Raw genomic sequence first — 18821 nt, forward strand, 5'->3', positions numbered from 1 at the left:
CAGGGTCCTGTTGGTGGACGATCAACCGCTCCAGAGGACAGGGCTGCGCATGATCCTGGAGTCCGAGCCCGACATGGAGGTCGTGGGAGAGGCCGGCGACGGCGAAGCCGCAGTGCGTCAGGTGGCGGCCCTGCGCCCCGACGTGGTGCTGATGGACGTCCGGATGCCGGGAACCGACGGCATCGAAGCGACCGATAAGATCATCGAGGGGTACCCGGACGTGCGTGTACTCATCCTCACCATGTTCGACCTCGACGAGTACGCGCACCCGGCCCTGCTCGCCGGGGCCAGCGGGTTCCTGCTGAAGGACACCCGGCCCGAGGAGCTCCTGGCGGGCGTGCGCGCTGTCCTGAGCGGCGGCGCGATCGTCGCACCGGCGCTGACCCGTCGCCTGCTCGACATCGTCACCCCGCAGCTGTCCCGGGGGGCCGCGGGCTCCGGTGCCGGTGACGAGGTCCAGCGCAAGCTCGATCTGCTCACCGGGCGCGAGCGCGAAGTCCTCGTCGAACTCGCCAACGGCCGCTCCAACGCCGAGATCGGTGAGCGACTGCACATGGCCGAGGCAACGGTGAAGACGCATATCAGCAAGCTGATGCCGAAGTTGAGCCTACGGAGCAGGGTGCAAGCGGTGATCTTCGCCTATGACGCCAAGATCGTGACTCCCGGACGGTAGTCACCGGGACCATTCAGTGTTCAAGCTCTCTCAGGCGGCCGGTCGACCGGAGCCTCCGGCCCCCTGCACCCGGGGTAACCGGGTGCCCTGCCCCAGCGCTCACACACGTCTCGGCCAACCTGGACGCTGTCTGCACTTCCTCTCCGCGCATGAAGAATCGCTTGAGTTCTCTTGTTCGAAAAGGTGGATTGATGTCTAGACCCGAAAGGCCTCTCGACCCCCGGCAGGGGCCTGTGGAGAGCTTCGCCTACGACCTCAGGCAGCTCCGGCGCCGATCCGGGAATCTCACCTACCGGCAGCTGGCCAAGGTAGCCGGTTTCTCCAACACCACGCTCTCGACCGCTGCCCGGGGTGAGCGCCTCCCCTCGCTGGACGTCTGCCTGGCCTACGTCCGCAGTTGCGGAGGCGACGTGGATCAGTGGGAGGAGCGCTGGCGGCGCGTCGCCCGGGAACTGGACGAGCAGGAGATCCGGGAGAGGAACGGATCCGGTCGCGAACGCCCCTCCATGGTGAACTCGCGCGGCGGCGAAGGGCCCGGGGCGGTCGATACCCTCCCGGAAAGGCGGAGACAGCTGATGGAGGAGGCCGAGCAGGTGCTCCCCTTGGGCAGCAGGGTGTGGTCGAGTCCGGCCGAGAGCATGAGGGGCCGCGTGGAACACCTGGAACGGCGGCTGTGGCAGGTCCTGGTCATCGCCACGGTCTGTCTTCTCCTGCTCCTGGTGACGACCGTGTCGGTGGTCCTGGTCCTGGCCTCGCGTATGTGACGTCCTGGTCTTCGGTCCGGGGCCGCGGCTACTTTCGAGGTCCGCCCCGGGGGCTACTCCCGGTGCTGCTCCTCGATGAGGTAGCGGAGCTCCTGCGAGCCGCGCCGTTCTACCCGACCTTGGGCAACCCGCATAAACGTCCGCCAGCGGCACCTATGACCGCCCTATCGGGGCGGGTGACTACGTGATGGGCTTTTCCCACGCGACCTTCCACTTCCTCGACGCGACACCGGCCGAGGCGCTGGAGCGCGCGAAGGAGGCGGCCGACGGTAGGGACGTGCGCCTGGGCGGCGGTGTCGCCACCATCCGGCAGTTCCTGGAGGCCGACCTGGTCGACACGGTGCACATCGCCGTCGCGCCCGTCGACTTCGGTCGGGGCGAACGGCTGTGGGAGAGCCCCGGCGAACTGGACGACCGCTTCCATCACGAGGCGGTGCCGAGCACCAGCGGGGCCACCCACCACCTGTTCTGGAGGCGCTGACCCTCGCCACCCCGCTCGCCGGGCGGGGTGGTTCAGCCTCCGATGTGCTTCTTCCAGGGGCCGTCGGCGACGAGCCAGTGCGGGACGATCCGGATCGGGAAGGGCAGCTCGGTTTCGAAGACGTCCTCCCCATAGACCTGGGTGATGTCCCGGTACTGGCCGTTCTCCAGGCGCATCTCGCTGATGCCGACCTTGTCCGGGTGCGGATTGACGATCCAGTAGGACTCGATCCCGAAGTCGGCGTACTCGGCGCGCTTGGTGTTGCTGTCGCGGAGCACGCTCTCGGGAGAAAGGATCTCCACGGCCAGCAGCGGCGGCTTGGTGAGGTAGGGGCGTTCAGCGGCGTCGGCGCGGATGACCGCCAGGTCGGGGATCCGGTGGTGGGTCCGGTCCGCGTTGAAGTTGACGCCGGGGCCGGTGAGGACGGTGAACTCGTCGGGGGCTTCCGCGGTGAGATGGTAGGTCAGGCGGGAGACCACACACGTGTGGTCGAAGACAGGGGCCGGAAACACGTCAAGCTTCCCCTCGACCAACTCGTAGCGCCGCCCGTCGTCCGGCATACGTGCCAGGTCGTCGACGTTCAGGGGCTGGTCGGATGCTTCCGTGTCCCGGATGCTCATGACAGACATACTGCCTCCTCAGCTGCATGAGGGCCAGTATCCAGCGCGGTTCCCCGGTTACCGGCGGGTTTGCCGAAGAACCCGGGACGGCGGGCCGGTGCGGTCGATGATCGGTGCCGGATCCACGCTCCGCCTTCCCCGGGACCTCGAAGGTGTGCGGCAGGGCCCTCAGGCCCCCTCCACGAGATAGCGGAGCTCCTGGACGGCGAACCACATGAGTTCGTGGTCTCTGGCGGCTTCGGAGGCCGGGTCCGCGGCGGCCTCGGCGATGTCGGGGGCCGCGTCGGCGTCGTCCACGTGGGCGGACTTGAGCTTCTTGTAGGGCACGCCCCCCAGAACTTTGACCCGGGCGACGCCGTCAGCGTGGCGGGCCTCGTGTTCCACGATGTGGTCGGGCATCTCGGCGGCCAGCACCACGCGACGGCGGGGTGCTTCGGGGTCCTCGGTGAGAAGTCCGAGCGAGGCCTCGGCGGCCGCGTACATGGCGTCGTACTCGGCCTCCTCGGCGTCGCCGTCGGGTCCCTGGTCAGCGGTGAAGGCGGTGAGGGACTCGCCTTCCAGGCGGCCCGTGTCGAGCAGGGCGGCCAGGGCGGGGACGGTGCTGGGCAGGAAGACGTACATGGGCACTCCAGGGCGCGGTCGGGTCCCTACGAGTTTCCCAAAGAACCCGAGGTGACCGGACCGGCGCCCCGCCGACCGGGTCGGGGCCAGGCCGAGATCAGGCCCGGATCAGGCCGGCTGGCGTTCGCGTTCGCCCTCGGAGGCCAGGAAACGGGACAGCTCCCGGCGGGTGCTCTCCACGTCGGCGTGCAGGATGCCGGTCATACCCAGGGACTCGGCGGTCTCGATGTTGTGTGCCAGGTCGTCGATGAACACGCACTCCTCGGGCTCCAGACCGAGGCTCCGGCAGGTGTGCAGGTAGATGCGTTCCTCGGGCTTGCGCATACCCACCTCGCCGGAGATGACCACCGTGTCGAAGGTGGCGGCGAAGTGCTCGCGGGGGTAGCCGTTGCCCCAGGAGTTGGACAGCAGCGCGGTGCCGTGCCCGCTCCCCCGCGCGTGGCGCAGGGTTTCGTACATGTCGTGGACCGGGTCGAAGTTCGAGAACATGCGCTCGATGAGACCCTCGGCCCGCACCGGGCCGCCGTGGGTGGAGCGCAGCAGGGCGGCGAGGTCGCGCTCGAACTCCCGGGTGTCGATCTCGCCCCGCTCCAGCGCGTGCACGGGGTTGTCCGGCACGCTGCCGTCGAAGTAGGGGCGCATGACCTCGTAGTAGTGGTCGATGTCGATGCGGTCGGCCCTGAGCCAGGCCTGGATTCCGTCGGGCAGGGGTGGGGTGAGTACACCGCCCCAGTCGGAGATGACCCCTCGTCGGGTGCCGGTCATCCGATCGCCTCCTTCGGTGATCGCCGTAGGGACCACCCGCCCGGCTCTTCGGGCTTGCGAAGGACCGGGCGGGGAACGGTTCTTCCCGTTCCCCGCCCGGTTCAATCTTCGTGGAACTCGCGAAGCACGCGAAGCACCGGAAACCGAACTCTCAGCAGTCCGGCACTCAGTAGCCCAGCCCGGTCCCCGAGCTCACGTCGGCGCCGGGGATGTCCACCGGCAGCTTCCCGGAGGGGTTGATCTCCCCCGCGATCGCCTTGGCCGCGGCCACCCGGGAGACCTCCACCGCCGAGTACAGGGCGATGTAACCCGCCACCTCGGGGAACGCCTCCAGGTCGTAGGGGCCGCCCTGGGCGACCACGACGACCGGTGTGCCCGCCGCCTCGCCCGCGGAGACCATGCCCTGCTGCTCCTGCGAACCGCGGGCGCCGTTGGTGCCCACCACGAGCACCTCCTCGCCGCTGTCCACGACCTCCAGCCCGGCGTCGGCCAGGGCCGGGGAGATCCGGTCCGCGCCCACACCCTGGACCCGCACGCGTGTGCCCTCGGCGAGCGGCAGGAAGTCCCCCTCGTTGCGCACGAGGGTCACGGAGGCGTCGGCCACCCGCTGGGCGGCTTCGGCGTGCTCGGGGTCCTCCAGGGCCTTGGCGGCCTCGGCCGGGTCGGCGGACTCACCCTCGAGGATCCCGCGCTTCTCCTTGAGCGTGAGGATGCGCAGCACCGACTGGTCGATACGCTCCTCGGTGAGGCGGCCGCTCTCGACCGCCTCGCGGATCGCGGAGACCGCGGCGCCCGGGTCCGGCGGCATGAGCAGCTGGTCCACCCCGGCCTCCAGCACGCGCACGGCGATCTCGCCGTCGGCGTGGCGCTGGCGCACGCCCTCCATGTTGAGGGCGTCGGTGGTGACCACTCCGTCGTAGCCGAGCTCCTCGCGCAGGATGCCGTCGATGATCGCCGGGGACAGCGTGGCCGGGTCCGGGTCCTCGTCGGTGTCCAGCTGCGGCATGAGCACGTGGGCGGTCATGATGGCGTCCACGTCGGCGTCCACGGCGGCCTGGAAGGGAGGCAGGTGCTCGGCCTCCCAGGTCGCGCGCGGCAGGTCGATGACGGGCAGCCCGGTGTGGCTGTCGACGTCGGTGTCCCCGTGGCCCGGGAAGTGCTTGACCACCGGGGCCACGCCGTGTTCGGCGTAGGCGGCGGCCTCGGCGAGCACCATCTCCGATACCAGCTCCGGGTCGGAACCGAAGGAGCGGATCCCGATGACCGGGTTGTTGGGGTCGGTGTTGACGTCGGCGTCGGGCGCGTAGTTCATGTTGATGCCGACGGCGGTGAGCTCGTCGGCGGTGGTGGCGGCGCGCAGGGCGGCGAGCTCGGTGTCACCGGTGGCGCCGACCGCCATGGCGTCCGGGAACAGGGTGCCCACGGGCATCCGGACCACCAGGCCCTGTTCCTGGTCGATGCTGAGGAACAGCGGGACGCCCTGCCCCTGTTCGGCGGCCAGGTCCTGGACGCCCGAGGACATCTCGGCGATCTGCTCGGCGTCGTTGAGGTTGGCGTCGAAGTAGATGATGCCGCCGGGGCGGTGCGCCTCGATCATCGCGGCGTTGTCGGCGGCAGTGGTTCCCTGCGCGGTGAGGACCAGGAGCTGGCCGATCTTGTCGTCCAGGTCCATGTCCGCGAGCAGCTGGGGCGCCAGGACCGGCTCGAAGGGCTCGGCCGTGGCGCCGGGGCTCGTCTCGTCGTTCTCGGTCGAGGGGTCCACCTCCTCGGATGTGGAACAGGCTGTGGTGATCAGGGTGAGGGCCACGCAGGCCGGGGCCAGGGCACGTGGAACGGACGGTCGCATATGGGACTTCATCTCCGCCGAATCGCTGGTTGCGGGCGGAGAATACCCGGTCGCGCGACCGGGCGGGACACACCCCGCCGTGGTGCTGACCACGGTGGGGCCCCGGATGGGAATCCGGGATCAGGTCGGGCCCGCCCAGACGCGTTGAGGAGCGGGCGGAGCCGCCTCGGTGAGACCGGAAAGATCGCTCCGGTCGGGGAAGGTCACTCCCAGACGAACAGCACCTCCCCCGGCTCGACCGCGCCGCAGGCGAGTTCGGAGAGGGCGCCGGGTTCGGCGTCCAGGGCCACCACGGGCACAACCGAAGGTTTGCCCAGGGAGGCCACCATGCCGGGTGACCAGCGCACCACCGGGGTGCCCTCCGCCACCTGCGACCCCTCCTCGGCGAGGAGGGTGAACCCCTCGCCCGCGAGCTGCACGGTGTCGATGCCCAGGTGGACGAGGACACCGCGCCGGTTGTCGGCGGCCATGACCACGTAGGCGTGCGGGTGGAGCTTGACCAGGGTCCCGGCGATGGGGGCGACCGCCTCGTGCCAGGACTCCTGGCCGCCTTCCTGGCCCGGTTCGGGATGGACCGCCACACCGGGGCCGACCATGCTCTGGGAGAACACGGGGTCCGGCACCGTCTCCAGGGACATGGCTGTTCCGGGGACGGGGGAGAGTACGCGCAGCGCACGGTTCACGTCTGACATGAGGGAGGTCTTCCCTCGGGGCGGGACTTAACCCGGAAAAGGGCTGGCCAGAAGAGCACAAAGGCCTGACTTTCTCCGGCCCGCCCGTCCGGGACGGTCCGACGGGCTATTCCAGCAGGTCCCGGATGTCGTCGGTGAGGGAATCCGCCTCCGGGCCGACCACGACCTGGACGACCCTGCCCGAGACGAGGACACCGTGCGCGCCCGCCGCCTTGAGATCGGCCTCCCGCACGAGTGCCGGGTCGCTGACCTCGGTGCGCAGCCGGGTGATGCAGGCCTCGATGTCCTCGATGTTGGCCGCGCCGCCCAGCCCGGCGACGATCGCCGCTGCCTTGTCCGCCATGTGCCCTCCGTGCTCTACCCGGGTCACGCGACCCGGGGGTCTCAGCCGAGCTTAGGGGTGGCGTGACTCACACGCCAGAGTCGGCGCGGTGGCCAGTTCGGCGGTGCGGTCGATCGGCGCCGGGAACCGGATGTCAGACGGTGCGGCCGGGGTCTCCGTCGGGCTTGCCCCCGGAGTCCTTGCCGGGCGGGGCGTCGGGGCCGGGTTCCGTCGTGCCGCCGGCGGTGGCCGGGGCGGCGTGCGGAGCGGCCGTGGCGAGCTCTTCCTCGTCGCGTTCACGTCCCGGGGTCGGGAAGTCCAGCTTCGTGATCAGCAGGTAGAAGACCCCGAAGTAGACCAGGAAGTAGAACGCCCCGAACAACAACAGGATCCCCAGCCCTTGGGTGTTGTCCTTCGTGGCGTTCAGCAACAGGTCGATCAGGCCCGCTGAGAAGCCGAAGCCCAGTTGGACGTCGAGGGCGTTCATCAGTGCCATGGAGATACCGGTGAGCACGATGTGCACCGCGAACAGCACCGGGGCCACGAAGATGAACGCGAACTCCACCGGCTCGGTGATGCCCGTGACGAACGCGGTCAGCGCCGCCGGGATCATGAGCGAGCCCACCTGCGCCCGCCTGGCCTTGGACGCGGTCAGCCAGATGGCCAGCGCGGCGCCCGGCAGGCCGAACATCAGCACCGGGAAGAAGCCGGACAGCATGCCGCCCGCGGTCGGGTCCCCGGCGAAGTAGCGGGGGATCTCTCCGTGGATGACCGTGCCGTCGTCGGCGGTGTGGGTGCCGGAGACGAACCAGATGAACGAGTTCACCACGTGGTGCAGGCCCATCGGCAGCAGGACGCGGTTGATGACCCCGTAGACACCCGCGCCGAGCGCGCCCGCGCCGATGATGCCCTCACCCAGGTTCTGGATCCACATGCCGACGATCGGCCAGAGCAGGCCCAGCACCACGCCCATGCCCAGACCGGCCAGGGCCGTGACGATGGGGACGAAGCGGCGGCCGCCGAAGAAGCCCAGCCAGGTGGGCAGTTTGATGCGGTGGTAGCGCTGCCACAGCACGGCGGCGATCAGACCGATCGCGATCCCGCCGAGCACATCGGTGGGGTTCTTGATCGCGTGGTTGATCACCGGTGCGACGGCGTTGACCGCCTCGGGGTCGGTGAGCGGTTCCCTGGTCACCGGATCGGTGGCCAGGGGGTAGCTGGTCAGCCGGGAGCCGATGTCGCCGGTGGCGCCGTCGAAGGTCACCATCGTCCAGGTGGAGACCCGGTCGAAGACCAGGTAGCCGACCACGGCGGCCAGGGCCGTGGAGCCGTCGGCGCGTTTGGCGAAGCCGATGGCCACACCGATGGCGAACAGCAGCGGCAGAGCTTCGAAAATGGCTTCACCGGCGGTGCCGACCGCGCCGGAGACCGGCTGCATCCAGCCCATCCCGTCGAGCCCGGCCAGGCCGTCGGCGCCGAGGAGGTCGTCCTGGCCGAGGCGGAGCAGGATCGCGGCGGCGGGCAGGACCGCGATCGGCATCATCAGGCTGCGGCCGAGCCGTTGGAGCAGGGCCAGGGCCGTGGAGCCGCGCTTGGCCGCGCGTGCGGGCTCGGTGGAGGAGGCCGAAGAGGCCTCGGCGGGTGTGGAGTCCGACATGGTGGGGGGTCCTCCCTCTCGGACGCGCGCCCCGGGGGCGCTCGGCGTCAGTCGCCGTGCCGCCGCGGATCGAGGCGGGAGTGCAGCTGATAGCGGTCAGCACGGTAGGTGGACAGCGCGAGTTCCACACACTGTCCCTTGGCGAAGCTTCGGCGCTGCATGACCAGCACCGGGCTTCCAGCGGGTAGGCCAAGGAGACGGGAGTCGGCCGAGTCGCAGATCCCGGCCTCGATGGTCTGTTCTCCGGAATCCAACAGGATGTCGAACTCGTTTTCCAGGACCTCGTAGAGGGACCGTTCGGCGAGGTCGTGATCCTCCAGGCCCGGAACCATGGCCGCGGGGATGTTGGAGCGCTCGACCGCCATGGGTTCGTCGTCGGCGGTACGCATGCGTTCGATGTGGTGGACGAGGGTGCCGGGGGCGATGTCGAGCATGCGCGCGGTGTGCCCGCTGGCCGGGATGACCTGCCGGATCAGCTCACGGGCGCCCGGTTCGAAGCCGCGGGCCCGCATGTCCTCGCTGAAGGAGGCCAGCACCAGGGACATCTCGATCTTGGGCCGGGCCACGAAGGTGCCCTTGCCCGGGACCCGGTACAGGCGGCCCTCCGCGACCAGGAGGTCGATGGTCTGGCGCACGGTCATGCGGGAGAGGCCGTAGGTGGCGCTGAGCTCACGCTCGGAGGGGACCATGTCGTCCACGCCCAGCCCGGCCGAGGTGATCCAGTCCAGCAGCAGGTCGCGGAGTTGGACGTACTTGGGCAGTGGGTTGCTGGCGTCGATCGACATGGTGCGGGCGGCCTTCTCGGTCGGCGATTCGGGCTGGCGTTAGACCTTAGCGCGGCATCTGCCCCGACATCTGACGCTTGCCGGGTCGTGCCGGATTCTGACTGGTATAGTCCGGACTAGACCATAGCTCGACCCGCGTGTCAATCCTCCTTGTGCCACGCGGCGCGAACCAGCATCGTGGCTGGCCAGAGGGATAGTTCCGGGCCGCCAACGAACGATCGACGCGGCCCCCGGCGCATGCCCAGGACCGCCCGCCCACACCGGAAGGCTCCGCATGACCACCACGACCAGCGTGATGCGCTCCGAGATCGCCGAACAGCCCGAGGCCCTGCGACGCACGTTCGCCGAGCTGCTACCGCTGCGCGGCGAGATCGAGGCGCTCGGCCGCACCACCAAGCACGTCCTGTTCATCGCCCGCGGCTCCTCGGACAACGCGGCCGTCTACGGCAGTTACCTCCTCCAGGCGCACACCGGCCGCCTGGCCACGCTGGGCTCCCCGTCCATCGCGACCGCCTACGGCGCCAAGATCGACCTTTCGGACGTTCTCGCCGTGGCCATCTCCCAGTCCGGCAAGACCGAGGAGATCGTCGAGACCATGCGCTGGGCCGCTGACTGCGGCGCCCGGACCGTGGGCGTCACCAACGGCGCGGACTCCCCGCTGGCCGCCGAGGCCGACGTCGCCCTGGTCACCCGGGCCGGGAACGAGCTGGCCGTGCCCGCCACCAAGACCTACAACACACAGCTGGCCGCGCTCGCGGTCCTCGCCCTGGGACTGGGCGCCGACCTGGACGCCGGGGAGCTGGAGCTGGTGCCCGAGGGCATCGAGCAGACCCTCGCCGCGCCCACGGACGCCCTGGAGGAGATCGTGGAGCGGATGGTCGCCGTGCAGGGCGCGGTGATCTCCGGGCGCGGCATGGCCTTCTCCACGGCGCTGGAGGCGGCGCTCAAGCTCAAGGAGGCCTGCTACCTGCACGCCATGGGGCTGTCCTACGCCGACCTGCTGCACGGCCCGATCGCGGTGGTGGACCCGCGCACCCCGGCACTGCTGGTCGCCGCGCCCAGCGGCCCCACCCTGGAGGGCACGGTCGCCCTCGCCGAGCGGGCCCGCTCCGCGGGCGCCCCGGTGTTCGGCTTCGGCGGCGGTTCGACCCTGGCCGCCGCGAGCGACCTGTCCGTGCCGATCCCGGACGTGCCCGAATGGGTGTCGCCGATGAACCTCATCGTGCCCGCCCAGCTGCTCACCGAACGCCTCGCCCGCCGCCTGGGCTACAACCCCGACGTCCCCCGGGGCCTCAACAAGGTCACGCAGACCTCCTGACCCCGGACTCCGGGTTCCCGACGGCCCGGCACCGCCCCCACGCGGTGCCGGGCCGTCGGTGTGGAAGGACCCGAACAGGGAAGTACCGAAAGAAATTCAGCGGATGATGTCGAGAACCCGTGGCCGGCTCCGTCCCCGGAGTGAACGCGACCACCATGGTTCGCACGAGCCACCGAGGAGAGACATCATGGCCAAGTACCTGCTGCTCAAGCACTACCGAGGCGCCCCGGTCGCGGTCAACGACGTGCCCATGGACCGGTGGGCGCCCGAGGAGATCTCGGCCCACGTGAAGTACATGAACGACTTCGCCGACCGGTTGAAGGAGACCGGCGAGTTCGTGGACGCCCAGGCGCTCGCCCCCGAGGGGACGTTCGTCCGCTACGACGGCGAGGGCCGCCCCCCGGTCACCGACGGCCCGTTCGCCGAGACCAAGGACCTGATCGCGGGCTGGATGCTGATCGACGTCGACAGCTACGAGCGCGCCGTTGATCTGGCCGGTGAGCTCTCGGCCGCTCCCGGGGCGAACGGGGAGCCGATCCACGAGTGGCTCGAACTGCGACCGTTCCTGACCGAGCCGTCCACCGTCACGGAGTAGTACCGGTGAACGATGCCGTGCTGCGGGCTCTGGTCCCCGCGGTGATCGGGGTCCTCGTCCGTCGCGGAGCGGACTTCGCGACGGCCGAGGACGCCGTCCAGGACGCCCTGGTCGAGGCGGTTCGCGTCTGGCCGGACGACCCTCCCCGGGATCCGAAGGGCTGGCTGGTCACCGTGGCCTGGCACCGGTTCCTGGACTCGGCCCGGGCCGAGAGCGCCCGCCGCAGGCGTGAGGAGCTCGTCGACGGGGAACCCGAACCCGGGCCGGTGTCCTCGGCGGACGACACACTCCGGCTCTACTTCCTGTGCGCCCACCCGTCGCTGACGCCCTCGTCCGCGGTCGCGCTCACCCTGCGCGCCGTGGGCGGGCTGACCACCCGGCAGATCGCCCGGGCCTACCTGGTACCCGAGGCGACCATGGCGCAGCGGGTCAGCCGGGCCAAGCGCACCGTCGCCGCGGAGCGTCTGGTCCGGCCCGGGGACGTGGCCACCGTGCTGCGTGTGCTCTACCTGGTCTTCAACGAGGGCTATTCGGGCGAGGTGGACCTGGCCGCGGAGGCCATCCGGCTGACCCGGCAGCTCGCCACCGGGATCGACCACCCCGAGGTGGCGGGGCTGCTCGCCCTCATGCTGCTGCACCAGGCCCGCCGGGCCGCCCGGACCACGCCCGACGGCGCCCTGGTACCGCTGGCCGAACAGGACCGCGGGCTGTGGGACACCCGCCTGATCGCCGAGGGGGTCGGGATCCTCCAGGCCGCCCTGGCCCGCGACCGGCTGGGCGAGTACCAGGCCCAGGCCGCCGTCGCAGCGCTGCACGCCGACGCGCCCACGGCCGAGGAGACGGACTGGCCGCAGATCGTCGAGTGGTACGACGAGCTCGCGCTGCTGACCGAAAGCCCGGTGGTCCGGCTCAACCGGGCGGTGGCCGTCGGCGAGGCCGACGGGCCGCGCGTCGGGCTGGCCGCCCTGGCGGAGCTGGACGAGACCCTCCCCCGCTACACGGCGGTCGCCGCCCACCTGCACGAGCGCGACGGAGACCCGGCTCTGGCCGCCCGGTTGTACGCCGAGGCGGCGCACAAGGCCAGCAGCCTCGCCGAACGCGACCACCTCACCCGCCAGGCGGCCCGGCTCAACCAGCGCTGACACGCGTGTGGGCGCGGCCCCTCGGGGACCGCGCCCACACGCGTGTTCTCGGTGCTCCTCAACCGCTACCTGGCGGTGGGGTCACCGTGGCACTTCTTGTACTTCTTGCCCGAGCCGCAGGGGCAGGGAGCGTTGCGGGCGGTACCCGCGTACTCGTTGTCCACGGCCTCGCTGTGCTTCTCGACGGAGCCGTCCTCGCTCGGCGCGGAGTACTGGAGCCGGCTCGGCTGGTCCTCGCCGAAGCCGGGGACCACCACGTCCTCGGCACTCTCCGCCTCCTCGCTGGGCGCGTCGGCCTTGGCGGCCTCGGCGTCCTCCTCCACGGCGGTGGCGACAGCGGTCGCACCGGTGGAGCCGCCGCCGACCGCGGCGGCGGTCTGCGCGGCGGCGGAGGCCGTGAGCGTGGGCTCCTCCTTCTTGCGGACCTGGACCTCGACGTTGAAGAGGAAGCCGACCGACTCCTCCTTGATGGCCTCCAGCATCTGCTGGAACATGTCGAAGCCCTCGCGCTGGAACTCGATCAGCGGGTTGCGCTGAGCCATCGCGCGCAGGCCGATGCCCTCCTGGAGATAGTCCATCTCGTAGAGGTGCTCACGCCACTTGCGGTCCATCACCTGGAGGATGACGCGGCGCTCGACCTCGCGCATCGCCTCCTCGCCCAGCTCGGACTCGCGGGCGTCGTAGGCGGCCTTGGCGTCCTCGACCACCTGGGTGGCGATGAGGTCGCCGGTCAGGGTGTGCAGTTCGCCGTTCTGCTCGATGAACTCGTCGACGGTGAAGCTGATCGGGTAGACCTGCTTGAACGCCCGCCAGAGCTTGTCGAGGTCCCACTCGTCCGGGTCGCCCTGGGCGGTCTCCTCCACGACGTAGCCGCGGAGCACCTCCTCGAGCATTTCCACGACCTGGTCGCGCAGGTCCTGACCCTCCAGGACCTTGCGGCGCTCGGCGTAGATGACCTTGCGCTGGCGGTTGAGGACCTCGTCGTACTTGAGGACGTTCTTGCGGATCTCGAAGTTCTGCGTCTCGACCTGGCCCTGGGCGGAGGCGATCGCCTTGCTCACCATGCCGGACTCGATCGGCTGGTCGTCCGGGATGTTCAGCTGGTTCATGAACACCTCCAGACGGCTGGAGTTGAACAGGCGCAGCAGGTCGTCCTGGAGCGACAGGTAGAAGCGGGACAGACCCGGGTCACCCTGACGGCCGGAACGGCCGCGGAGCTGGTTGTCGATGCGGCGCGACTCGTGGCGCTCGGTACCGAGCACGTACAGACCGCCGGCCTCGACGACCTTCTCGTGCTCGGCCTCGTACTCCGCGGTGGCCTTCTCCAGCGCCTCGGGCCAGGCGGCCTCGTACTCCTCCGGGGTCTCCAGCGGGGTCAGGCCCCGGTTCTGGAGCTCCTCGTTGGCGTTGAAGTCCGGGTTGCCGCCGAGCATGATGTCGGTACCGCGACCGGCCATGTTGGTGGCCACGGTGACGGCGCCGAGCTTGCCCGCGCGGGCGATGATCGAGGCCTCCCGCGCGTGGTTCTTCGCGTTGAGCACCTCGTGCGGGACGCCCTCGCGCTTGAGCATCCGGGAGAGGAGTTCGGACTTCTCGACGCTGGTCGTACCGACCAGGACGGGCTGTCCCTCCTCGTGGCGCTCGGCGATGTCCTCGGCCAGGGCCTGGAACTTGGCGTCCTCGTGCTTGTAGACGACGTCCTTGAGGTCCTCTCGGACCATAGGCCGGTTGGTGGGGATGGGGACCACACCGACGCCGTAGGTCTGGGTGAACTCCGCCGCCTCGGTCTGGGCGGTACCGGTCATGCCGGCGAGCTTCTCGTAGAGGCGGAAGTAGTTCTGGAGCGTGACCTTGGCGAGAGTCTGGTTCTCGTCCTTGATCTTGACGCGCTCCTTGGCCTCGATGGCCTGGTGCATGCCCTCGTTGTAGCGGCGACCGGCAAGGACGCGTCCGGTGAACTCGTCGACGATGAGGACCTCACCGTCCTTGACGATGTACTCCTTGTCCTTGCGGTACAGCTCCTTGGCCTTGAGGGAGTTGTTGAGGAAACTGATCAGCGGGGTGTTGACGGCCTCGTAGAGGTTGTCGATACCCAGCCAGTCCTCCACCTTGGCCACACCGGACTCGGTGATGCCGACGGTGCGCTTCTTCTCGTCGACCTCGTAGTCGGTTTCCTTCTTCAGGCGGGGCGCGATCTTCGCGAACTCGGCGTACCAGCGCGAGTTCTGCTCGGAGGGTCCGCTGATGATCAGCGGGGTGCGCGCCTCGTCGATGAGGATGGAGTCGACCTCGTCGACCAGGGCGAAGAAGTGCTCGCGCTGGACGGTGTCCTTGAGCGAGAGCGCCATGTTGTCACGCAGGTAGTCGAAACCGAACTCGTTGTTCGTTCCGTAGGTGATGTCGGCCTTGTAGGCGTTGCGGCGGGCCTCAGCGGTCATCTGGGGGCCGACCACGCCGACCTCGAGCCCGAGGAAGTGGAAGATGCGGCCCAGGTTCTGGGCGTCGCGTCGGGCGAGGTAGTCGTTGGTCGTGATGACGTGGGCGCCCTTGCCCGCCAGGGCGTTGAGGTACACCGCGAGGCTTCCGGTCAGGGTCTTGCCCTCACCGGTCTTCATCTCGGCGATGTTGCCCAGGTGCAGGGCGGCCGCGCCCATGATCTGGACGTCGAAGGGACGCTGACCCAGGGTGCGCTTGGCCGCCTCACGGACGGTCGCGAAGGCCTCGGGGAGCAGGTCGTCCAGGGACTCCCCGTCCTCGTAGCGCTCCTTGTACTCCTGGGTCAGGTCGCGCAGCTCTTCGTCGGTGAGGTCGACGTAGTCGTCCTCGAGCGCGTTGACCTGGTCCTTCAACTTCTTGAGCCGGCGCAGGATCTTTCCTTCACCCGCGCGCAGGAGCTTGTCGAGTATGCCTGGCACTTCCTATGCGCTCCTCGCAGATCGCGGTTGGCTCCGCCCGGGGGCGGAGAGTCAGATCTAGGCCCGCTGACCGCTTCCCGTGGCAACGGAGGTCAGGGGGAGAATCCTGGGTCCTCGGGCCTACATCCTAGAGGACCCGGAACCGCTTCCCGTCCTCCCGACAAACGAGTGGGATGGGTATAGATGTTCCCGCCCTTTTCATGATGTTTGTGCAGACTCGCGCATTTCTCGGGGTAGAGCAATAGGAAGTGGTGGACAGGAGGGCGACCCGTCCGCCTGCCACACCGCGAGTACGCCGACTTTCGATCGTGTTCCCGGGAGGGATCACCATGCGAGCGAACCGGAACGACCGTTCGGCGGGGGCCCCGCGGTGGGGACCGGTGCCACCGCCCACACCGGCCGATGCGGTGGAGGAGGCCGTCGAAGGGAAGGATTCGCGACGGAGGCGTGGGGAGGACGACGATCCCGGTCTGGGCTGGGAGCTCCACCGCCCCACCGACGAGGAGCAGGACCGGCACGGGCGCATCCGGGGTTTCCAGCGCCAAGGCGGCAGCCTCGCGCCGACCAACGGCCACCGGGGCAGCGCGGCCTCGTGGGTCTGCGTCGCCCTCGGAACGGTGGGCTTCGGCCTCGGCGGCCTGGCGATCGTGCTCGACTGGTCGGTGCCGCTGCTGGTGACCGGAGCCGTCCTGATGGCCGCGGCGCTGGTGGTGGCGGTGGTCTGGGACATCCTCAGCGACGTGGTGCTGGACCCGCCGCGCTACGAGCCGGAGGAGCCGCACCAGACCCCGCTGCACCGGATCAAGAAGGCCGAACAGTCCCAGAGTGACTGATCGGCGGCCGTCTGGCCCCTGGCTGGCCGCCCCTTGAACGGCTGGCGCTTCGCCCGGTGGTGCACCGGGCGAAGCGGCCGGAGCCTCATCGAACGCACGACCGCGGCGGGCCGCCGTGGCCCGCCGCGGTGCGTGTGCCGGCTCTTCCACCTCCCGTGCGGGGGAGTTCTTCGAAGGACGGGGACGAGGTCCTAGTCCACGAGCCTCAGAACGCCGTAGTTGAAGCCCTTCCGGCGGTAGACGACGCTCGGGGTGTCCTTGACCTCGTCATGGAAGAGGTAGAAGTCGTGCCCGACGAGTTCCATCTCCATCAACGCCTGGTCGATGCTCATCGGCTTGGCCCGGTGGAACTTCTCCCGCACGATCACGGGAGCTTCCCCCTGGGTGTCGAGTTCCACGAACTCGTCGGAGAAACGGCCGTCGACCTCGACGCCGTCGATCTCCTCGTCCCCGCCGCGCTGGGCGGGGGTCGCCTTGGCTGGTGTCGGGGTGAGTGAGGGCAGGTCTCCGGGGAGGTGGGCGGTCGCTGCCGCCACGGAGACCGGAGTGTGGTTTCCGCGGTGCACCTTGCGGCGGTCCGCGGACTTACGGAGTCGGGCCTCGATCTTGTCGATCGCGAGGTCGAGAGCGCCGTGACGATCCACTGACGCGGCTTCGCTCCGGATGACCGGGCCGTCGGAGTGGATGGTCAGTTCAACCCGCTCGCGGACGTCGGCGAGCTTGGGGTTGCGCTCCTGGGACACCTCCACATCGACGCTCATGCCCTTGCGCTCCCACTTGGAGAGCCTGTCGAGCTTGTTCTCGACGTGCTGTCGGAACTTCTCACTCACACCGGTGCGTCGACCTTTGACGATGATGTCCATAGGACCCCCTTCATCGCGTGGCCGCCGTGAAGGCGACGGCCAGGCTGGCTCTGCTCCCCTCCCGTGTTGGGGAGGGTGTGACGCGCTAGCCCCTTTCCGTCTGTGCCCCGTTCTTCTCAGGGTCACGACTCGGTTGGAAGTGCGTATACCCATCAGAGGCAGGGTCATCACGTGCCCCAAGGACACGATTACCTGAGACCCCTGAACTGGGAAAAAGAACTTTTGACCTATGTGGGGTGAGTCGCCCACCGGGCGGGGAGGCAGGGGTGGGCGGAACGTGGTCGGAGAGGTCGTCCCGGAACGAGAGTTCGGAGAAGCTACCCCGGAAGGAGGGGCTGACCTGGGCTGAGGGGAACTCGGGCACAAACGCCCGGGTGGACGCGGCGCGGCGGAGACGGGTGGGGGTCCACACCCCCGGAGCGTTCGCTCCGGGCGTCACGGACCCCCGCACGTCGGCATGCCACCCGTCCGGCCGACCTGGTCTTCGTCCCCACATCCGCCTGCTGAGAGTGTCGCCGCTCTTATCCGCGACTACTGCTCTTCTCCCTGTCATGAGGGACATCGGGACCCTCCGCGGGGCAGGACTTACCTCTAAGGCGCACCGTGATCGGTCGACGAAAAGTCGCCTTACGTGGGCCGTTTCGCCTGCGCCTGGCATCGGCTTGCCGGAGTAGCTCCCCGGTGTTCCCAGGGGCTCTGAAAATCCGACGCAACCACGGACCCGGACGGGTGCCATACCTGGACCGTAACCTGTCCTAGCGCGGATGTCAGGTAGCGAACGGGGACCCAACCGGCCGACAAGCGCCGCAAACCCTTGCTAACAGGCACCTTTCGCCTGTTCACGAGGGTTTGTAAAACCTTCTTGCCGACCCCTCCCATCGGCCGAAGTCCGCACGCCCCGAAGAGCGGAGACTCTCGGCCAGCACCAGGGCTCCCACCACCGTGGCGCCCTCCTCGCGCAGCGCGCGGGCAGCCTCCGCGACCGTGGCGCCGGTGGTGAGCACGTCGTCCACCACGACCACCCGCCGCCCGTGCAGCTCCCACCGGTTCCGCTCGCCCCGGCCCGTTCCCCTCCGGCCCCCTCCTCTCCGGCCCGGTGCCCCCCGCACCGGTACCGCTCGTTCCACTCCTTCTCGAACAGATCCGGTTGCTTCCGGTCCCGCTCCGCCCAGAACCCGAGCGCCTCGCTTCCCAAGGCCCCGCCGCGCCCGTACCGGCCCTGGTGCGGCGGTGAAGGCCCCCACCCGGTTGGCCAGGCGCTGCGCACGCCCCAGGCCGACCTGGCGGCGGGCTCCGCGGCGGTAGCGCAGCACCGGCGCGACCCCGCCCGTGACCGACTCCCCGGCCAGGTGCGCGCAGGCCCGCGCCAGCCGCAGGACCGGCCCGTGGCGGGCCGAGGGACCGCGTCCGGGGACCGGCACCAGCAGCGTGTCCGGCGCGGCCCAGCCCGAGGCACGGTAGGCGCAGGCCAGTCTCTCCCCCAGGGGTGCCGTCAGCTGTTCGTCCCCGTGTTCCTTGTAGGCGAGCAGGACCCGGCGGTGGTACCCGGAGTAGGGACCCGCCGCCCAGACCGGAGGGCAGCGCTCACGAGGCCGCGCACGGTGCGGTCGGCGTTCCAGCACGGCGTGGCAGCCCGTGCACAGAGGGCCGCCGGGACCGGCGCACCCCGCGCAGGGGCGCGGCAGCAGGAGTTCGAGCAGGGGGTCGAGGAGGACGGAGAGCAGACGGCGCACCAGGGTGGACATCCGGTGCGCCCACCACCCGCGAGGGGTGTCCGGGGCCCGGGTGCCAGAGGGTTCGGCCATGGTTCCAGCTTCGGCCACCTCGGTCATCGACACCAGCCCCGATGATCGGCCTGTGGACAACCCACCCCGGTTTCTTCCGTGATCTTGCTACCAGAAGCGAAATCGGCGCCCTCGGGTTTCGTGG

17 protein-coding genes and 1 pseudogene are annotated in these 18821 nt (G+C 69.7%); 7 read left to right on the forward strand and 11 right to left on the reverse strand.

Annotation, left to right across the window (positions count from 1 at the left end; translation table 11 throughout):
• The first annotated feature begins 13 nt into the window (after positions 1-13).
• The 3 genes and pseudogenes from NE857_RS28020 to NE857_RS28030 all read left to right on the forward strand — a co-directional run.
• Positions 14-673, forward strand: coding sequence for a response regulator transcription factor (locus NE857_RS28020; RefSeq protein WP_301184265.1), 660 nt, complete (start codon positions 14-16; stop codon positions 671-673).
• A gap of 191 nt (positions 674-864) precedes the next feature.
• Positions 865-1437 carry a helix-turn-helix domain-containing protein gene (locus tag NE857_RS28025; protein ID WP_254418362.1) on the forward strand — a complete coding sequence of 191 codons (573 nt, stop codon included), beginning with the start codon at positions 865-867 and terminating at the stop codon, positions 1435-1437.
• A gap of 196 nt (positions 1438-1633) precedes the next feature.
• Positions 1634-1918, forward strand: a pseudogene (locus NE857_RS28030) (dihydrofolate reductase family protein); the annotation flags it as partial.
• A 32-nt stretch (positions 1919-1950) separates the two neighbouring features.
• On the opposite strand, the gene NE857_RS28035 reads toward NE857_RS28030, so the two are convergent.
• The 8 genes from NE857_RS28035 to NE857_RS28070 form a co-directional block, all read right to left on the reverse strand.
• Positions 1951-2538, reverse strand: a complete 588-nt coding sequence (locus NE857_RS28035) for a Uma2 family endonuclease (protein WP_254422117.1) — start codon at positions 2536-2538, stop codon at positions 1951-1953.
• Positions 2539-2706: 168 nt separating this feature from the next.
• A complete protein-coding gene (locus tag NE857_RS28040; protein WP_254418363.1) occupies positions 2707-3159 on the reverse strand; it encodes a DUF6912 family protein in 453 nt (150 codons plus the stop codon).
• A 108-nt stretch (positions 3160-3267) separates the two neighbouring features.
• Complete coding sequence (locus NE857_RS28045) at positions 3268-3924, reverse strand: HAD family hydrolase (protein ID WP_254418364.1); 657 nt, start codon at positions 3922-3924, stop codon at positions 3268-3270.
• Between the two features lie 166 nt (positions 3925-4090).
• Positions 4091-5770 (reverse strand): glycoside hydrolase family 3 protein, encoded by a 1680-nt coding sequence (locus NE857_RS28050; protein ID WP_254418365.1) that lies wholly within the window; start codon positions 5768-5770, stop codon positions 4091-4093.
• Positions 5771-5973: 203 nt separating this feature from the next.
• Positions 5974-6462 carry a PTS sugar transporter subunit IIA gene (locus tag NE857_RS28055; protein WP_254418366.1) on the reverse strand — a complete coding sequence of 163 codons (489 nt, stop codon included), beginning with the start codon at positions 6460-6462 and terminating at the stop codon, positions 5974-5976.
• Between the two features lie 106 nt (positions 6463-6568).
• Positions 6569-6805: a PTS sugar transporter subunit IIB gene (locus tag NE857_RS28060; RefSeq protein ID WP_254418367.1), complete on the reverse strand. Its 237-nt coding sequence runs from the start codon at positions 6803-6805 to the stop codon at positions 6569-6571.
• Between the two features lie 133 nt (positions 6806-6938).
• A complete protein-coding gene (locus NE857_RS28065) occupies positions 6939-8441 on the reverse strand; it encodes a PTS transporter subunit EIIC (RefSeq protein WP_254418368.1) in 1503 nt (500 codons plus the stop codon).
• 47 nt (positions 8442-8488) lie between these two features.
• The gene (locus NE857_RS28070) at positions 8489-9226 is read right to left on the reverse strand and encodes a GntR family transcriptional regulator (RefSeq protein ID WP_254418369.1); all 738 of its coding nucleotides are present in this window, start codon (positions 9224-9226) and stop codon (positions 8489-8491) included.
• Between the two features lie 274 nt (positions 9227-9500).
• On the opposite strand from NE857_RS28070, the gene NE857_RS28075 reads away from it, so the two are divergent.
• From NE857_RS28075 to NE857_RS28085, 3 genes are all read left to right on the forward strand, one after another.
• Complete coding sequence (locus NE857_RS28075; RefSeq protein WP_017583259.1) at positions 9501-10544, forward strand: SIS domain-containing protein; 1044 nt, start codon at positions 9501-9503, stop codon at positions 10542-10544.
• Between the two features lie 187 nt (positions 10545-10731).
• Positions 10732-11139, forward strand: coding sequence for a YciI family protein (locus NE857_RS28080; protein WP_254418370.1), 408 nt, complete (start codon positions 10732-10734; stop codon positions 11137-11139).
• A 5-nt stretch (positions 11140-11144) separates the two neighbouring features.
• Complete coding sequence (locus NE857_RS28085) at positions 11145-12281, forward strand: RNA polymerase sigma factor (protein ID WP_254418371.1); 1137 nt, start codon at positions 11145-11147, stop codon at positions 12279-12281.
• 65 nt (positions 12282-12346) lie between these two features.
• On the opposite strand, the gene secA is transcribed toward NE857_RS28085, so the two are convergent.
• Positions 12347-15196 (reverse strand): preprotein translocase subunit SecA, encoded by a 2850-nt coding sequence (gene secA / locus NE857_RS28090; protein ID WP_254418372.1) that lies wholly within the window; start codon positions 15194-15196, stop codon positions 12347-12349.
• A gap of 329 nt (positions 15197-15525) precedes the next feature.
• Between secA and NE857_RS28095 the strand changes: the two genes are divergently transcribed.
• A complete protein-coding gene (locus NE857_RS28095; RefSeq protein WP_254418373.1) occupies positions 15526-16029 on the forward strand; it encodes a hypothetical protein in 504 nt (167 codons plus the stop codon).
• A 191-nt stretch (positions 16030-16220) separates the two neighbouring features.
• On the opposite strand, the gene hpf is transcribed toward NE857_RS28095, so the two are convergent.
• Both hpf and NE857_RS28105 read right to left on the reverse strand, forming a co-directional pair.
• Positions 16221-16892, reverse strand: coding sequence for a ribosome hibernation-promoting factor, HPF/YfiA family (hpf, locus tag NE857_RS28100; protein ID WP_017583254.1), 672 nt, complete (start codon positions 16890-16892; stop codon positions 16221-16223).
• Positions 16893-17731: 839 nt separating this feature from the next.
• Positions 17732-18697 (reverse strand): ComF family protein, encoded by a 966-nt coding sequence (locus NE857_RS28105; RefSeq protein ID WP_254418374.1) that lies wholly within the window; start codon positions 18695-18697, stop codon positions 17732-17734.
• Positions 18698-18821 lie beyond the last annotated feature (124 nt).

The sequence above is a fragment of the Nocardiopsis exhalans genome (assembly GCF_024134545.1).
Classification (GTDB): Bacteria; Actinomycetota; Actinomycetes; order Streptosporangiales; family Streptosporangiaceae; genus Nocardiopsis; species Nocardiopsis exhalans.

Excerpts from the sequence above, each read along its gene's own strand:
- NE857_RS28080 (WP_254418370.1), top strand. The coding sequence starts at position 10,732 with ATGGCCAAGTACCTGCTGCTCAAGCACTACCGAGGCGCCCCGGTCGCG.
- NE857_RS28105 (WP_254418374.1), bottom strand. The coding sequence starts at position 18,697 with ATGGCCGAACCCTCTGGCACCCGGGCCCCGGACACCCCTCGCGGGTGG.
- NE857_RS28055 (WP_254418366.1), bottom strand. The coding sequence starts at position 6,462 with ATGTCAGACGTGAACCGTGCGCTGCGCGTACTCTCCCCCGTCCCCGGA.
- NE857_RS28095 (WP_254418373.1), top strand. The coding sequence starts at position 15,526 with ATGCGAGCGAACCGGAACGACCGTTCGGCGGGGGCCCCGCGGTGGGGA.
- NE857_RS28035 (WP_254422117.1), bottom strand. The coding sequence starts at position 2,538 with ATGAGCATCCGGGACACGGAAGCATCCGACCAGCCCCTGAACGTCGAC.
- NE857_RS28025 (WP_254418362.1), top strand. The coding sequence starts at position 865 with ATGTCTAGACCCGAAAGGCCTCTCGACCCCCGGCAGGGGCCTGTGGAG.
- NE857_RS28045 (WP_254418364.1), bottom strand. The coding sequence starts at position 3,924 with ATGACCGGCACCCGACGAGGGGTCATCTCCGACTGGGGCGGTGTACTC.
- NE857_RS28065 (WP_254418368.1), bottom strand. The coding sequence starts at position 8,441 with ATGTCGGACTCCACACCCGCCGAGGCCTCTTCGGCCTCCTCCACCGAG.
- NE857_RS28075 (WP_017583259.1), top strand. The coding sequence starts at position 9,501 with ATGACCACCACGACCAGCGTGATGCGCTCCGAGATCGCCGAACAGCCC.
- NE857_RS28070 (WP_254418369.1), bottom strand. The coding sequence starts at position 9,226 with ATGTCGATCGACGCCAGCAACCCACTGCCCAAGTACGTCCAACTCCGC.
- hpf (WP_017583254.1), bottom strand. The coding sequence starts at position 16,892 with ATGGACATCATCGTCAAAGGTCGACGCACCGGTGTGAGTGAGAAGTTC.
- NE857_RS28060 (WP_254418367.1), bottom strand. The coding sequence starts at position 6,805 with ATGGCGGACAAGGCAGCGGCGATCGTCGCCGGGCTGGGCGGCGCGGCC.
- NE857_RS28050 (WP_254418365.1), bottom strand. The coding sequence starts at position 5,770 with ATGCGACCGTCCGTTCCACGTGCCCTGGCCCCGGCCTGCGTGGCCCTC.
- NE857_RS28040 (WP_254418363.1), bottom strand. The coding sequence starts at position 3,159 with ATGTACGTCTTCCTGCCCAGCACCGTCCCCGCCCTGGCCGCCCTGCTC.